Source organism: Candidatus Solincola tengchongensis (assembly GCF_015711935.1).
GTDB lineage: Bacteria > Actinomycetota > Geothermincolia > Geothermincolales > RBG-13-55-18 > Solincola_A > Solincola_A tengchongensis.
In genome coordinates, this window is sequence record NZ_JACVJJ010000092.1 from 1 (window position 1) to 15,830 (window position 15,830).

Sequence of the window (15,830 nt, forward strand, 5' to 3'; positions counted from 1 at the left end):
TAACCTGCCGGTGATGGCGGAAGCCCAGAAACCTTGCATCGCCACAGAAAGAGCGGTCTATCAACTGGGGGAGACGGTAGCCATTCGGGGCACCGGATGCCTTGAAGCCGGGAGTTATCTCGTCAAGGTGATCAGGGATAAAGAAACGGTCGAATCGGAGAGCGTGCGGGCTGACGCGGGAGGCCGGTTCACTTGCTTCTTCCAGGCTGGAGAAGTAGGCGACTATGAGGTCGTTCTCCTAGAGACTTCCTCGACACAAGGGAAGAAGTCCACCCCGATAGCCAGGACGTCTTTTTCCGTGAGCGGTTCTGACGAGGAAAAGAGCCCCGGAAAAGGCGCCGAGGGGGAATCCGATGAAAAAGCGGTTGAGGACGGCATGACGGATTCCCCTTCGGAAGTGGCGTCCGGAGAAGAAGGTCCGTCCGCGTGACAGGATGAGCCGCAGGGCGCCGCCTCCGGGGAGCAGCCGCTTTCGGTTATCAACCCTATCCTGTCCACGGACAAGGTCGATTACCTGCCTGGTGAGGTAGTGCAGGTGACAGGTAAGGGTTTTCTGCCGGAGACTCGCTATGACATACCGGTCATCCGTCCAGACGGGTCCGTGGTAAAGGGCGACGGCTCTTTCCTCCCCGGATGGGACACTGTCGAGACCGACGAACAAGGCGATCTCATCTTTTTTTCCCGCCTAAACGGCATAGTGGGCACCTATGAGGTAAGGGTATATGACGAGGTTTGGGAGGGAGACCTGCACCAGGAACCCGTCGCCTCCGTTACCTTCACCGACGCCAATCCCTCGGCAAACCTGGATCAACTCGCCAACAAGACCGATCCCGGGACATGGCAGAACGGAAACCTCAACGCCAGCAATTCTTTGTACAGGGAAGGCATGTCCGTCCCCTACCGGGCGGTCATGACCGATCTCCCGGTCGGGGCCACTGTGACCCTCAGGATAAACTACGATACGGTTGATAGCGGGAAACACGCCATAGACTACCTCACGACCTATGACGTCAACTGTGGGACCACCGTCAATCCCCTTGCGGGGGTCACCGGCGTTTCTCCGCTGGTCACCACATACCCCATTCCCGTGCCCACGGACCCCAACCCCGCCTATAACGCCGTTCTCTATAACAGTTTCTCCTCTGTGGGCAGCACCAACATGACTCTTTTCGGAGGTACACTCACCGGCGTGGCTTACAGCCAGCAGGACCCCCTGGGAGGGTCATCGGCCAAAACCTACGTCGACGTCACCTTCACCGTTGCCAGCAGCACGGCGGTACTGGCCTGGGGCGGGCACATAGCTTCCAGGTACGACTGGGGTTCGGGCAACTCGGCCAGTGCGCTGAGCGGTTCTCCATATCATATGCGCCTCCTGAGCTGGACCATCAACGGAGTCTATTATCAAATAGGGAACCAAGACCGGTCCCTGTCGGCCGGGGCGGTGCCGGCTCCGCCGCCGCGAGTGGAGATCGTCAAGACCCCCGACCCGGAAGAGCTTCCGGAGGAGGGCGGCTGGGTCACTTACACCATCACCGTCAATAACCTGGTCATCGACCCCTTCACCATCATCTCCCTGACCGACGATAGGTTCGGTAACCTGTCCGGGTTGTTGCCCACGCCTATCGGGATGGTCATACCCGGATACGGCTCCTACACCTGGACCCTGAGCAAGCTACTTCCTCCCGGAATGGCGGGGACTACCCACGTGAACACGGTTACGGTAACGGTGCGAGAGGAGGAGGACAAACAGACGGCCACGGATTACGACGACGCCACGGTCACCTACAGGCATATACCCTTCACCATAACCGTGGAGAAGACCGCCAATCCGACCAGCGTGCCGGAATGCGGCGGTTACGTGGATTTCGCCTTCAAGGTCACCAACAACAGCAGCAAGACCATCAGCTTGATATCTCTTAACGATGACACCTACGGCGAGATTCTCTCCGGGCCTATAACCATCGGACCGTACGCCAGCGTGACCGTGCCCCTCGAGGACCGCTGGATAGAGGGAGATTATCCCGGCAGCCACAAGAACACGGTAACGGCAACTGCCGAGGATGCCTATGGTCACCAGGATACGGACGTCGACGACGCCACAGTCACTATAACTGATTGCCTCCCGGACGTCACCGTGGAGAAGACCGCCTCTCCCACGCAGGTCCCCGAGACCGGGGGCTACGTGGACTTCACCTTCGTCATCACCAACCAGGGGAGCGAGGACTTCCAGCTCACCTCCCTCACCGACACGGTCTTCGGGGACCTGGACGGCGTGGTGGTGGACGGGGAGGGCAACCCGGTCCATCTCCCGGTGACCATCGCCGCCGGGAAGAGCCTCACCGTCTACCTCAACGACCGCTGGATCGAGGGCGATGCCTCCGGGGAGGACCACGAGAACGTGGTCACCGCCGTGGCGGAGGACAACGACGGGAGCACCGACTCCGATGACGACGGGGAGAAGGTCTCCTTCGCCGACGTGGTCCCGGACATCTCTCTTACCAAGATCGCCAGCCCTGACGCAGTGCCGGAAACGGGAGGCGAGGTCACATATACCTTCCTCATAACCAACAACGGAGAGGAGGCGGTGACCTTTGATTCGCTGGTGGATGACCAGTTCGGAGATCTCAGCGACAAGCTGGTTGACGAGAACGGCAATCCCGTTGCCCTACCGGTGACCATAGAAGCCGGGGAGAGCTTCGTCTGCTATTACAAGACCACAATATCCGGCGATTATCCTGGGAGTCACACCAACGTGGCCGCCGCGATCGGATCGGATAACGAGGGCAACACCACGGAAGCCGTCGATGAAGAGACGGTGGACTTCCTGGAGGTCGTCGTGGGTGGCGAAGTGGTGACCCCACCCGTTGGCCGTCCGGCCCTTCCGTACACCGGGTTCAACCAACTGCTGGTGTTCGTCGCCGCAGCCCTGCTGGTTCTCATGGGAATGGTCCTCCTGGGGATAGGGTGGCGCAGGCGCTTGCACGAGTAGAGTTAAGCCAATATCCTTATTCAGGGAATGATGGGGCTCCTCGAGGAGCCCCATCACTTCGTCGGCACGGAAAAGGAGGCTGTCCAATGCACCCCCTGATCGACGGCGACATGGTAAGGTCCATACGGGAGACCGGGAGCGCCGTGCCGGGACTCCCGCCCAGGTCGGAAATACTGGACAGGCATGGTTTACCCTATGACCGCCGGGCGGAGAACGTTGTCATCACCGGATGCCAGATCCTCTATCTGCTCCCACAGGTTCTTGTCTCCCTGGCCAAGGTGCTGGAGAGGGGCGGGTTTTCCTATACTTTCCTATCCCGCGAGTACTGCTGCGGGAATTACCTTTACCGTCCCGCCATTCAGGCCCGAGACGAGGAAGCCATCGCGGAATGCAGGCGGCTTTCGAGAGAGTTCGTTTCCCTGAACCTGGAGAGGGCCGAGGAAATGGGAGCCCACCGGCTGGTCATATTCTGCTCGCCCTGCTACCCAATCTACAGGCATGCCTTTCCGGAAAGGGACATAGCCTTTTACCCCCGGGCCGTTGCCGAGGTCATGGAGGAGATAAATTGCGAAGGGGAGGTTGATTATTATGCCGGTTGCTACCGCCTGCACCGCAGGTTCTCTCCAGTTCCCATGGACCTGGATTCCACGGAAGAGGTCTTTTCCAAGCTTCGAGGCCTGAAAATACATCGCATTGACGCGCCGTTTTGCTGCTACAAACCTGAAGGCATCGCCCATGTCTTGGACAGCGTGCGCACGGATGCCCTGGTCACCATATGCACCGGATGTTACGGCCAGGCACTCGCCGGTTTTCCGCCCGAGAAGGGCGTGAATGTCTTCATGCTCCCGGAGTTTGTGGAAAAGGTGATGACGAATTGCTAGCCGGTTGGTTGCCGGATCGGTCGGCGGGACGGCGGGTTCGTTTCCTCCGGTGCAAAGGACAGAATGCCGCAGCCCGCAAATAAAGAATAAGAGGCATCCGGTGAACGGTGGATCGGAGGAGGTGGAGATGCAGGACAGGGTTGAAACGCAATGGGATGAAAAAACCCTGAGAAGAGCGCAGTTCTGTCGGGATAAGTGCACGGCCTGCAAACTGGGAAGGAAAAGGGGTAAGGGTCTCTTTTACCGTATCGTGAGGCTGGAATCCAAATTGAGGTTCTGCCCATGGTGCCGGGCCTACGAGAAGGTGTACGGGGTTCCCGCGTATCAGAAACCGCCCAGCGAATGACGCGACCGGATATCAAACCCGGCCCACTGACTGCCGACGAGTGGCGGGACCTCCACCGCGAGTCCTGCCGCGTCCTCGCGCTCAACGAGGTGGACGAGGGCGACATATATTACCACATGCCCTCTTATCATCATTATCCCTCCCTTTTCGGTTGGGACAGCGGCTTTCACGCCGTGGCTATGCTTCACATAGATCCCGCCAAGGCAGCGCGGGAACTGGAGACCCTTTTCCGGCAGGTGAGGGATGACGGTCATCTTCCTCACGAGGTACTGCTTCCCCATCGCACCGAGCATCCATGGTTACGGGACCTGCAGACCTGGCTGGTGCGCTGGGAGTTTGACCGCCGGGGCGCCTCCTATATGATCGATCCCCCCAGCTACCATTATGCGGCGCAGCTGGTGTACGAGAAGACCGGGGACGAAGAATGGCTGGGGAGGATATGGCCCAACATGTGCCGGAGCCTGGATTATCTACTGGAGAAGAGGGACGTCTTCGGGGATGGCCTGGTCACCATCTTTCACCCCTGGGAATCGGGGACGGACATGTCTCCGCAGTTCTTCAGCGCCATGGGTCTGGAGCGCGGGAGGAGGGGTAGCCTGCTGCGTTCCAATCTCTATCCAACCGCGCTCTTCGCTTTCAACAGGGCGCTGGGATGGGATCCGGAAAAGCTGGCCCGGGCCGACCGCTTCGTGTGTCAGGAGCTCACCGTGAACTGCCTGACCATCCGCGCCTGCCGCAGTATGGCTTTCCTGGCCCGCAGGATGGGAGATGGATATGCGGAAGGGAAATACGAAGCAAGGGCGAGGATCCTGATGGAGGCCCTGGATTCCAAATGCTGGGACGAGAAGGCGGGATGCTATTTCCCGCGTTTTGGCTTTCGAGAACCCCGTCTGGCCAGAAGGAAGACCGCCGACTCCCTCATGCCCCTCTTCGGGGGCCTTTGTGCTCCGGAGAGGGCGGCGCGGCTCATAGAGGACCACCTCCTAAACCCGCAGGAATTCTTCACCCCCTATCCCATACCCTTCAATCCGCTGGACGAGGTGGAGGAGGATGGGAAGTGGGTGGAGAAGCGTCTCTGGGCGGGACACTGCGTGTGGATAAATTTCTGCTGGATGCTGTGCATAGCGCTCGCTGAGAACGGGTATCGCGACGTGGCCAGGGAGGTCACGCGGCGTGTGGTGAGGATGGTCCTCCGGGAAGGGTTTTACGAGTTCTACGATTCCCGAGACGGAAAGGGGAGGAGGATACCCGACTTCTGCTGGCCGGCGCTGGCCCTGGACATGGTGGCCAGGTTCTGGCCGGAGATAGTGGGCGAGGGGTGAAGGCGGGATGTCGGGAAAGTCTATTTGCGGGGGATGCGGTTGGGGAAGGCGTCACTCAGCGTCCCCGTGCGCAGATAATCCAGGTACATCCTCTGCCTCTTGGCGGCTTCAACGTAAAGAGGGATGAGTACCCCGGCGACGATCATGGTCAGCCAGGAGCGGAACCCCAGGGCTATACCCAGGTTCATCACCGTACGGGCGGCGATCCGGCGGTAGTTCTCCTGCACGTGGGCCCTGCTGTGAGTGGCCCTCCTTCGCCGCCTGGTCTCGATGAGACGAAGGTTGAGGAAGAACCCGAGGAGCCAGATCATGAACCCCAGAGGCAGGGATATGTATAGACTGACGGATATGGACCATCCAGCCATCAGGCTGGTGGCCACGCTCATCCAGATGGCGAGCAGGTGCAGCAGGATTATCCAGTTTCCCTGTGGCATAGATAATATATACCCAAACGTATTAAACTATGCACGTCCAAATCCCTTGGAAACGATTATGCCGGTTCGGGCTGCGGCTGGGCGAGAGAAGTAGATATTCAGGTGGAAGGTAGTCAAAGGACATCCGGAGAAGTCTTTTCGGGGAATCACCGGTGACGTGATCCGGAAGTCCTGGTAGGGGGCCAAGGATAGGCAATTTCGAGGGAAAGGAGGTCCGGGTGAGTGGGATTTCGGAGCTCAAGACGAGGATCGAGCGTCTGATAGGGCTCGGTTCCAAGATGAGGTCGCAGCTGTCCGCCCTGGGTGGTCCGGCTGGAGAGGATCTCAAGAACAGGATCAGGGAGAGTGGTAAGCGCATAGCCGTAGGGGCCGCGATCGTGTTGTTCGGCCTTTCCGTTATTGCCGTGGCAGCGGTTTACATCATCGCCGTGGTAACGCTGCTGGTGAACATCGCCCTCGACCGTCTCTGGTTATCCGCTCTTATTGTAGTGCTCGGATCCTTTCTGCTGGGAGGAGCGATCGTGTTCGTGGGGATAGGAATGCTGAAGAAAGGCGCCGGAGGGGTGAAGGGTCCGGGTGAGGAGGTCGTGGAGCAGATCAGGAGTACGGGGGAGGAGATCAAGGAGACGCTTGACGAGCTGCAGGAAGTGGCGAGGAAGGAGGCGGAGGCGAGGCAGCAACAGCTTAACGAGGCACTAAAGCAGCTAAAGGTCGTCGCCCCATATCTGGTGGGCGCGTATGTGGGCTACCGATTGGTGAAGGGGTTGGTCAGGGCGAGGAGGAAGAGGTTCATCCGCCAGATAAAGGAACTGGTCGAAGAGGAGGAAGGTTGAGGGGTCGGCTGAAAGGATCCGGCAGGATGCCCTGTTAAATTAGATAAACGTAAACCTTAACTTTATAATTAAATGATTAAGATTAGATATGGGCCGGTCCATTGGCGACACCCATCTCCATAACCCCTTTTAAATCTACGAGCGAAGCGATCTGGAGGTTTGAGGAAAAAGGGTAGCGAGAATGGGTGGGATATTCTTATTTAATGTAAAGTTTAGGTTAATACTTCAATATTTTATCCCCCCCGACCGTTCTACCTTAAAGACCGTACCGGATGATTCTATTCCTTCTCTATAGGTGAGACTGTATCCCGCATCTCCCTTAAATATACGAATCTGGTGATTAATCCGGGAGTAATCCTGTGAGCTTCCCGTAAGACGGCTTTTCCTGCCGTCAGATCCCTCCTGCCACGGTTCAAGGATCGCCGCCCACAAAGAGGCTGGGTTATCCCCTTTGACGGAGACGCGCAGGCGATGAAGGTGAAGTCCCGCCGCACCTCCACGCCAGTCTCTCCCTCCGGTCACCCCTTCGTATTATTATCTGGTGGGGAGGTGAGCGTCTTGGTCTATTCCCATACCCAACTGGAGACCTACGAGAGATGCCCTTTCAAGTACCGGCTCCTGTACCTCGACAGGGTGAAGGCGGGAAGGAGGAGCATAGAGGCCTTCATGGGATCCGTGGTCCACGTCACCCTTGAGAAGCTGTACCGAGACCTCCTCATGTCGCGCCTTCCGGATCTCGAGGAGTTAAACCGTTTCTACTTGGATACCTGGAGGAATTCTTACGGGGACGACGTGTTCATCGTGCGCAGCGAATACACCGAGGAAGATTACTTGAACACCGGGTTGAAGTGTCTCGGCGATTACTACCGGCGGTACTATCCGTTCCGTGGGAGGGGAAGGCCTTTATGGCTGGAGAAGAGGGTGCAGATACCCCTTCGAGACGAGAAGGGCCGGCAGGTCAGTTTCATCGGGGTGCTGGATCGCCTGGACTATCTTGAAGAGGGGAGGTACGAGATTCATGATTACAAGACCTCGCAACTTCTTCCCTCCCAGGATGTCTTGGAGGAGGACCGCCAGTTGAGCCTCTACCAGATGGCGGTGGAGGCCGCCTTTCCGGACGTCAGGGAAGTCGAGCTGGTCTGGCACTACCTGGTCTTCGACCGCGAGCTGCGCCTGAGGCGAGAGAAAGACAAGCTTGAGCAAGTGGCCGCCGCCGCCCTGAAGGTCATCCGGGAGATCGAGGAATGCAGGGATTTCCTGCCTCGCGAGAGCGAGCTGTGCGACTGGTGCGAGGTCCAGGAACACTGCCCCAAGAGGAAGCACCTATACATGGTCGCCAAGCTCCCGGTGCGCGAGCTGGGCATGGACCGCGGGATTCAACTCGTCGATGAGTACGCCGAATGGTACGCCCGCAAAAGGGAGGCCGAGGAGAGATTGGAAGAAGTGCGGAAGGAGATCATCGAGTTCGCCGACTTTCACGGAGTGGAGAAGATACAGGGAAACGCTGGCGTCGTGAGCGTGTCCAGGACCAGGCGGCCGGTGATTCCTGCCCCGGGCAGCGAGGAGAGGGGAAGGCTGGAGGAGGCGTTACGGGAAACCGGAAAATGGGAGGAGGTGTGTGCCCTGAACCCGAACCGCTTGGCCTCCCTGGTCCTCGGAGAGGAGCTCGACGAGGAATCGAGAAATCGCATTTGCGGGTTGCTCTCATGGGAAGAGGGCGTGACGCTGAGGCTTCGGAGGGCGCCGCAATAAGGTCAATCTCTCCCCATCTTCCAGGTGACGGCGAACCTGGCAGCGGACACCGACCCGGCAACACTCCCGGCAAGGCGGCGAGGGGCTTAGGTGATGCCGCCATCCTGAAAGAAGCCCATTCCACTCGAATTACCTTCTTGAGGGGCATAAGGTGAGGAGACTCCCGACCCTTTAAGGCTTGAGGCCCGCCGCAAAGGAATCTTTTTCTCGTGAGTGGGGGGTGTCCGGCGGACTCCCTCAGCAGGTGGTCCATCTTCACCACCCCCGTCACTCCTTGGACGAATTCCCTCGTCTCCGCTGTTGGCTTACCGTCTGCGTCGTTCACCCGATGAAGGAGGCCACTTCATTCGCCGCCTCCTCTGGGAATTGGGTTATGAGGCCGTGGCCTCCGCCCGGAAATTCCACCAGCCGGCTTTGGGGGATCTCCCGGGCTAGGATGCGGGAGTTCTCGGGAGGTATCAAGATGTCCTCGGACCCGGTGATGATCAGGGTCTCCTTGTCGATCTCCCCCAGGCGCGAAAAGTCCGACCAGTTCAGGATGGCTGTCAGCTGGTAGGTGAAATGTTCTGGGGATATGGGGGCCTGTAGCAAGTCCTGAACCACCCTTTCCATCTTCTCCGGGTGTGCTTCCATATAATCCTTGGGAAAGAGTAGATACAGTGTCGAGCGCGCTATCACCTCGGGGCTTATCCCTTCCTTAGGCATGTAGAGCACCTTGTAGACCTCGGGAGAGGCCAGGACCTGCTCACGGCCACCGCAGGTGGTGACAACGAGGACCAGCTTGCGGACACGCTCGGGATGGAGAAGGGTGAGCTCCTGGGCGATCATCCCGCCCATGGACATTCCCAGCACATGCGCCGACGACCACCCCAGGCGATCCATGAGGGCGGCGGCGTCCTCGGCCATCTGGTTGATTGAATAGGGCCCCGGCGGTTTTTCGGACCTCCCCGCTCCACGGTTGTCGAAGGCTACCACATGGTACCTGTCCGCAAGCCGCCGCAAGAATACCGGGTCCCACCAATCGACGTTGGCGCCCAGGCCCATGATGAGGAGGAGCGGTTCCCCCGCCCCCATTTCGCGGTAGTAGATCCGGATGCCGTTCGCTTCAACCGTTCTCTCCCGGTAGGAAATCCCTCCGCTCATCTTTCCCTCCTTGGCTTGAGCCCGCAGCATGAGCATGTGAAGAGACCACGAAGGCAGTTCGTGCATGGAAGTAAAAAAGGCACAGAGCGGCGATCGCACCGCCCAAAAGGTACATGGAGGAATAGCCGAGGGCGTCGGCGACCGGACCGAGGGCTATTCCCCCGAGGCCGATGCCCAGGTCGAACACGGCCATGAAGACCCCCAGCGCCGAACCCCGCATGTCCGGCGGCGTGTGGTCGAGGAGCAGGGCGGACAGGGTAGTGGGAAGATAGGCGAACCCAAGCGCGTAAATCAGGCTCCCGACCAGGAGAAGGGCCAGGCTGTTTGTATATGCCAGGATTGCCAGTCCTGCCAGGGTCATCAACCCCGATGCGGTTATGAGCCGGCGCCGGTTTACGGCGTCGGCACGCTTCCCCATGCCAAGACGAAAGGCTATGAGGGTGGCCGCGAACACGGTGAAGAAAAGTTCTCCTTCCTCCACTCCCTTACTCAGTGATGAGAGGACGATGAAGGTCTGCAGGCTCCCGAAGGTCAGGGTGGAACCTATGGTGGCCAGGAAGACGGCCTTTTGCAGGGGAGTGAAGCGGGCCTTCACCCTTCCGCCGCGCTGGGCGCGGGTGATCGCCGTCTCCCTGACCAGGAGGGAGGAGAGGAAGGAGAGCAACGCGATTCCTCCCGCCAGAAGGTAGATGGGGGTATAACCCCAGGCGAGGCGCATGGCCTCGGCGGCCGGAGGGGCCAAAGCGATGGAGACGTCCACGGAAATATAGAATATGGCGATGGCCTGTAATCTGCGGCGGGGCGGGGCGAGGTCCCCGATCATGGCATAGGCGGCGGTATGAAAGGCCGCCAGCCCGCAGCCGTTCAAGAAACGGATGATCAGAAGCGGCACCGCAGTCGCGAAGGAGGCGTAGAGAAAGGTGGAGAGACCGAGCAGGAGGGTTCCCGAGACCAGCAGGCGCCTGCGCCCGTAGTCGTCCGCCAGGCGGCCGAATAAGGGGCGGAGAAGCGCCACCATGGTGGCCACGGACATGAGGAAGCCGATGAAGGAGTTGGAGTAGGCCCTTTCCTCGAGGAACACGGGAAGGACGGGTATGACCATATATATGGAAAAAAATGCTAAGAAATTACTTGAGCAAACCAGTATGAAATCTTTGGAGAGTAACCTGTCTTCTTTCTCCTTCAATGCGACCCTCCCGAACGGCGTGAATATCCGATGGCAAGATTTTAACAGAGGCAATCCTTTAAATCCTCAATGCCGCACGGAATGCCGCTGTCCGTACCTCCCCATCCGTCGGAGTATAATGTTTCCGTGCAAAGGGAGGAAGTGTCGAGCCGCTTTTCGCCCGGGCGGAGCCCATGGAAAGGGATGCACCCGAGCGGACGAAGTTCGTTTATAACGGTCAGTGTGCGGAGCGCACCCGGAGGGAGATGGAGGGGTGAGGAAGATGAGGATGGCGCTGGTCGGCGCGGGATCCATGGGCACGGTCATCGGTGCCCTCCTGACCAGAGGTGGGGAGGACATCGTCCTGGTGGACGTCAACGAGGCCCACGTCAAGGCCATGAACGAGAGGGGGGCGAGGATAACCGGGCACATGGAACTCACCGTCCCCGTCAAAGCGATCACGCCCGGGGAGATGGAGGGGATCTACGATCTGATCATCTACCTGGTGAAGACCACTTACGACGACCGCGCTCTACCGCAGATCCTGCCTCATCTGGGCGAGAACAGCGCGGTCATAACCCTCCAGAACGGCGTGCCGGAGGAGAGGGTTGCCTCCGTGGTGGGGCGTGAGCGTACCCTGGGCGGGGCCATCGGATGGGGCGCCACGTTGTTGGAGCCCGGCGTTTCCGAGCTGACCAGCGAAGTGGAGGCCATGACCTACGACATCGGCGAGATGGACGGGTCGGTGACCGAGCGTGTAAAGGCGGTCAAGTCTGTGCTGGACAAGGCCGGCAAGGCGGAGATAACCACCAACCTGGTGGGCACGCGCTGGACCAAGCTCTTGGCAAATGTTTCCATGAGCGGATTGGGTACCGCCCTTAACTGCACGTACGGCGACATCCTGGACAACGAGAAGGCTCTCATCGCTGCCACCTCCATAATCGTGGAGACCCTCAAAACGGCGCGGGCCCTGGGGATCAGGATGGAGCCCATGCAGGGCGTGGACCCCAACGTCCTGCTGGACGTCATCCGGGAGAGCGAGGAGAACGCCCTGAACGTCATCCGCATGGTCTGGGGAAGGCACCGCGACCAGGTGCCCAGCATGCTTCAGGACCTGCGCAAGGGTCTTCCCTGCGAGGTGGAGACGCTCAACGGATACCTCTCGGCTAAATCTGCGGAGGCGGGTGTGCCCACGCCGGTGAACGACAGGGTCACTGAGATAATCAGGGGTATCCAGGAAGGCAGGTACCCATTGAGCTTCGGCAACCTGGACCTCATAGAGGTGCGCCCCCTCAAGGAGATCGTGTAAGATTTATACGACAATCATGGGGAGGGAAACAAAGAGATGAAGGAGAGCGAGTTAGCCTCTGCAGATTCGTATAAAAATTAGATATGTAGAAATCGTTAAAAGCTGGAAAACGAAGGGTATCTGCTAACGCAGATGGCAGGGCAGGAATTTGTTGGCAATGACATGCAAGGTCGTGCTTATATGTTAATGTTGAGATCGGGTCATTCTGTCATGGCGGAAAGCCGTTGATAGAAAGAGTCCGTATCGATAGACTTGTAAAGAGAAAGGTGAGCTCAATGTCCGAGAAGATTCGCCTTCACGAGCTTAAAGAGCATGCTTTTTTATTGCTTAACAAATCTCCTTTTTACCTCCATCTGGGGATGGAGGTAATTGAAATTGAGGAAGGTCGCGCCAAGCTGAGGTTGCCGGTCAAAGATGAGCTGAAAAGCCTTTACGGGATTTTACATGGGGGTGTCATTGCTGCTCTACTCGATTCTGCAGGGACAATAGCATGCGGTTCCCTTATGAAGGTGGGGGAGATGGCGGTCACGGTGGATCAGAGGATCAATTACATTTCAAATATTTCTTCCGGCGTCCTTTTCGGTGAGGGAAGGGCTTTGCACAAGGGGAGATTCACTGGCGTGGCGATGACGGAGGCCAAGGATGAGGACGGGAACCTTGTCGCTGTGGGCATGTCCACCGTTTTCTTCGTGAGGGGAGGAGAAAGCCAGATACGTAACTCAAAGGACCCCACGGATAAGCGGCTATTAAAGTGAAATGCCATAGCCTCTTTCCCGCAATCATGCGGTTATGGCACAATTCTTCTGGCCCCTCAGAGCTTTTGTCTGGTACGGGATATGATCTGATCTTGCACCATCTTGTCCAGATCCACGAAGTAAGCGCTGAAGCCGGCGACCCGAACGACAAGAGTCCCGTACTTGTCCGGGTTTAACTGTGCATCCTCCAGGGTCTCAGGCCCAAAGACGTTGAATTGGATGTGGTGAATCCCGAGGTCCGACCAGCAGCGAAGATAGGAGATGAATTTTTCTTTGTTCTCACCTTCAAGGGTTTCCGGAAGGAAGCTCTGATTGAGCAGGTGGGTGAAACCCCTCACGTGATCGAGTTTTGCCACTGATTTTAAAACCGCCGTAGGCCCCGAACGGTCGGTCCCCGGTACTGGCGAAACTGTTCCGTCGTTGAAGAGATCCCTTGCCTTGCGCCCGTCTGGAGTAGCGCCGCACAGCACACTCCCGAAATAGTACGTCGATCCACCGGTTCCGTCCTCAAGGAAGGAAGTGCCGTATATGTTCTTGAAGTTTCTGATCAATCGCGTTGTTTCCGCATATATCTTCCGGGCCAGGAGGTCCACATAATCGTCGTCGTTACCGAACTTTGGTGCCTTGTGTATGAACATCTGTCGGAGGTCTTCCTTCCCCTCCCAGTTGTTTTTCAGGGCTTCTACCAGCTCGGCCATGGATACCCGCTTTTCCTCAAAGACCAGTTTTTTCACCGCTGCCAGAGAGTTCACCACGGTTACCTGCCCAATGGGTTGGATGATAGTGTTATTGAAATATTTGTAATACCTGCAGTCTTGGCCTCTTTCCAGGCACTCGTCGAGAAGTGCCGAGAGGAACGGCTGGGGCAGGAAACGTTGATCGAGAACCTCGACTATGTTGTTGATGGCCACCAGTTTCTCGGTGAAGAAACGTACCTGTTCGAAGTAGGCTTCAAGCAGTTCTTCAAAACTTGTGAACGCAAGAGGGTCTTTGGTCGATGATCCTATCTGATTCCCGTTTATGATGTTTACCCCCTGCGTGAAGGCATACTCAAGGCATTTGGGCAGTATAAGGAGGCCGCCAAGAGCTCTGAAACCCATGGATTTTCCGGGTATTATCCACCGCATGCAGCCTTCGGTGGAGTAATTTCTGGCATCTTCGATAGGAATTCCCAGGCTTACAAGGTAAGGAATCATCATCTCGTCGTTGAAGAGGGAGAATACACCGGAACACTCGCGGAGGGAGTCGGTGAGCTCCTCAAGCAGGCGTCGAGGGGAGTGCCGGTGGATCCTGACGGCCACCGACGGCTCCGACAATTTAAGGTCACGAATGGCTTCCAGCACTATATAGGTCATCTCGTTCGTGGCATCATCGCCCTCGGGTGTCTGGCCCCCTATGGTGGTGACCCGCGCGGTGATGACCGAGCCCAATCCTCCACCCAGGAGGGGCGGTATAAGCTCGCCGAACTCGTTCATCTTGAGCCAGCAGTACTCGATCAACTCCTTGGCTTTCTCTCTGTTTATACGTCCCTCCTTAAGGTCCTTTACATAGAAGGGCATCATTATCTGGTCGAACCTTTCGCCGAGGCCCGGCGTCTGGAGGTCGATGACTCGGGTGATCAATACGATGAAGAAATAGAACTGGAGCGCTTCATGAAAGGTGCGGGGTGGGTTTTCCGGTACCCAGTCGCATACTTCGGCTATCCTCAGCAGTTGTTCCTTCCTCTCCGAGTCTTTCTCCTTTGCCGCAAGCTCTCGGGCCAATTTCGCATACCTCTTACCCCATCTGCAGCCCGCCTCAAGGCTGATTATCACCGCTTGATAGAAATCCCTTTTTTCCATATAATCCGCAGCCTTGAGGTAGAAACTTTCATCATTTTCAAGGTGGCTAAATTTTTCCTTCGCTTCCTCTATGATTCCCTTTAACCCTACACGAAACAGCTTTTCGTAATTCGGAACCCCAGTACGCCCTCCATGCAACCATATGAAAGCGCCGTGATTGATGAAATTTGTGTATGGTCGTAGGCTTTCCGGCAGGTATTTCCTCTCCATGCCATGCACGGCCATGTTTTTCCAGTAGCGGTGTAATTCGTGGAGTTCGACCCTTTCCTCATCGGTTAGAAGCGAGCGGTATTCTTCCTCGACAGCTTTGTCCAACCACCGCCAGAAAAGCTCCGGGTAGTGTTGGATTGAATCCGGGTCTCGAGCGAAATTCCCGACGATTATTTCCCAGGGTTGGATGTAAATGGTCATATTGTCCAACACTTTTGCTATTGCTTTTGCTCGACGAATGACCATGGGTTCGCCTTCACTTTCCCGGTAGGCCTCGGTTACCAGGCGCGCCCTTTCAAGGCATAATTTCACGCCCGGCCTGTAAGGGGTGATATTATCCAGTTTTTCTCCATACCTTCCATGACCCCGGGTGGCCTTTATGCGAAAAGGCATCTCTTTCTTCAAGCGTTCCAGCTTGCTTTCAGAAGCTAAACCTGTCATTTCCAACCTCCAGTTAGATGAATAGTGTCAATAATTAATATATAAAATATTATATGATATGTCAAATTATTTATATAATTATGGGGAATTGACCCCCAGGATCATCACATCCGACCAATAACAGCCCCCGAAACCGGTGGCCAGGGCCAGCTTCACGTTCTCCACCTGGCGCGGCCCCGCCTTGCCCATCACCTGCCAGGCGGCCTCACCTATGCGGATGAGGGCCGTGGCCCCGATGGGGTTGGTGGAGATGACCCCTCCGGAGGGGTTGATGGGCAGCTCCCCGTCCATGTGGAAGGTGCCCTTGCGCACCAGCTTGGGGGCCTCGCCGTGGTCGCAGAACCACAGGGAGTCCATCCACTTCACCCCGCAGGTGGAGGCCGGGAGGTAGAGCTCGGCCACGTCGAAC

At 57.4% G+C, this 15,830-nt stretch carries 14 protein-coding genes; 9 read left to right on the forward strand and 5 right to left on the reverse strand.

All coding sequences use genetic code 11. The features are described 5' to 3' along the window. The 5 genes from H7007_RS08535 to H7007_RS08555 all read left to right on the forward strand — a co-directional run. The coding region (locus tag H7007_RS08535; protein WP_287154727.1) for a hypothetical protein at positions 1 to 430 on the forward strand (430 nt) is incomplete at its 5' end. Positions 431 to 535: 105 nt separating this feature from the next. After that, the gene (locus tag H7007_RS08540; protein WP_287154729.1) at positions 536 to 2,989 is read left to right on the forward strand and encodes a CLIPPER-2 domain-containing protein; all 2,454 of its coding nucleotides are present in this window, start codon (positions 536 to 538) and stop codon (positions 2,987 to 2,989) included. Positions 2,990 to 3,075: 86 nt separating this feature from the next. Continuing rightward, positions 3,076 to 3,870: a heterodisulfide reductase-related iron-sulfur binding cluster gene (locus H7007_RS08545; protein ID WP_287154730.1), complete on the forward strand. Its 795-nt coding sequence runs from the start codon at positions 3,076 to 3,078 to the stop codon at positions 3,868 to 3,870. A gap of 127 nt (positions 3,871 to 3,997) precedes the next feature. After that, positions 3,998 to 4,216, forward strand: coding sequence for a hypothetical protein (locus tag H7007_RS08550; RefSeq protein WP_287154731.1), 219 nt, complete (start codon positions 3,998 to 4,000; stop codon positions 4,214 to 4,216). Further along, the gene (locus H7007_RS08555) at positions 4,213 to 5,538 is read left to right on the forward strand and encodes an amylo-alpha-1,6-glucosidase (RefSeq protein ID WP_287154733.1); all 1,326 of its coding nucleotides are present in this window, start codon (positions 4,213 to 4,215) and stop codon (positions 5,536 to 5,538) included. Before H7007_RS08550 ends, H7007_RS08555 begins: the two co-directional genes overlap by 4 nt. 20 nt (positions 5,539 to 5,558) lie before the next feature. Here H7007_RS08555 and H7007_RS08560 read toward each other — a convergent pair whose 3' ends face one another. Next, complete coding sequence (locus H7007_RS08560) at positions 5,559 to 5,972, reverse strand: hypothetical protein (RefSeq protein ID WP_287154735.1); 414 nt, start codon at positions 5,970 to 5,972, stop codon at positions 5,559 to 5,561. 218 nt (positions 5,973 to 6,190) lie between these two features. On the opposite strand from H7007_RS08560, the gene H7007_RS08565 reads away from it, so the two are divergent. Together H7007_RS08565 and H7007_RS08570 are read left to right on the forward strand one after the other, a co-directional pair. Beyond that, positions 6,191 to 6,805, forward strand: a complete 615-nt coding sequence (locus H7007_RS08565) for a phage holin family protein (RefSeq protein WP_287154736.1) — start codon at positions 6,191 to 6,193, stop codon at positions 6,803 to 6,805. Positions 6,806 to 7,354: 549 nt separating this feature from the next. Beyond that, positions 7,355 to 8,557 (forward strand): RecB family exonuclease, encoded by a 1,203-nt coding sequence (locus tag H7007_RS08570; protein WP_287154737.1) that lies wholly within the window; start codon positions 7,355 to 7,357, stop codon positions 8,555 to 8,557. Positions 8,558 to 8,878: 321 nt separating this feature from the next. Here the strand turns inward: H7007_RS08570 and H7007_RS08575 are convergent, their stop codons facing one another. Together H7007_RS08575 and H7007_RS08580 are read right to left on the reverse strand one after the other, a co-directional pair. Beyond that, entirely contained in the window at positions 8,879 to 9,700 is an 822-nt protein-coding gene (locus H7007_RS08575) for an alpha/beta fold hydrolase (protein WP_287154738.1), read from the reverse strand. Further along, a complete protein-coding gene (locus tag H7007_RS08580) occupies positions 9,663 to 10,886 on the reverse strand; it encodes an MFS transporter (protein WP_287154739.1) in 1,224 nt (407 codons plus the stop codon). The genes H7007_RS08575 and H7007_RS08580 overlap by 38 nt, the downstream gene beginning before the upstream one ends. 262 nt (positions 10,887 to 11,148) lie before the next feature. Here H7007_RS08580 and H7007_RS08585 point away from each other — a divergent pair, with 262 nt between their 5' ends. Further along, the gene (locus tag H7007_RS08585; RefSeq protein ID WP_287154745.1) at positions 11,149 to 12,174 is read left to right on the forward strand and encodes a ketopantoate reductase family protein; all 1,026 of its coding nucleotides are present in this window, start codon (positions 11,149 to 11,151) and stop codon (positions 12,172 to 12,174) included. A 275-nt stretch (positions 12,175 to 12,449) separates the two neighbouring features. Continuing rightward, positions 12,450 to 12,929: a PaaI family thioesterase gene (locus H7007_RS08590; protein ID WP_287154741.1), complete on the forward strand. Its 480-nt coding sequence runs from the start codon at positions 12,450 to 12,452 to the stop codon at positions 12,927 to 12,929. Between the two features lie 56 nt (positions 12,930 to 12,985). Here the strand turns inward: H7007_RS08590 and H7007_RS08595 are convergent, their stop codons facing one another. Next, positions 12,986 to 15,421 carry a glycyl radical protein gene (locus tag H7007_RS08595; protein ID WP_287154742.1) on the reverse strand — a complete coding sequence of 812 codons (2,436 nt, stop codon included), beginning with the start codon at positions 15,419 to 15,421 and terminating at the stop codon, positions 12,986 to 12,988. A 78-nt stretch (positions 15,422 to 15,499) separates the two neighbouring features. After that, on the reverse strand, positions 15,500 to 15,830 hold a 331-nt coding region (locus H7007_RS08600; RefSeq protein WP_287154743.1), incomplete at its 5' end, for a thiolase C-terminal domain-containing protein.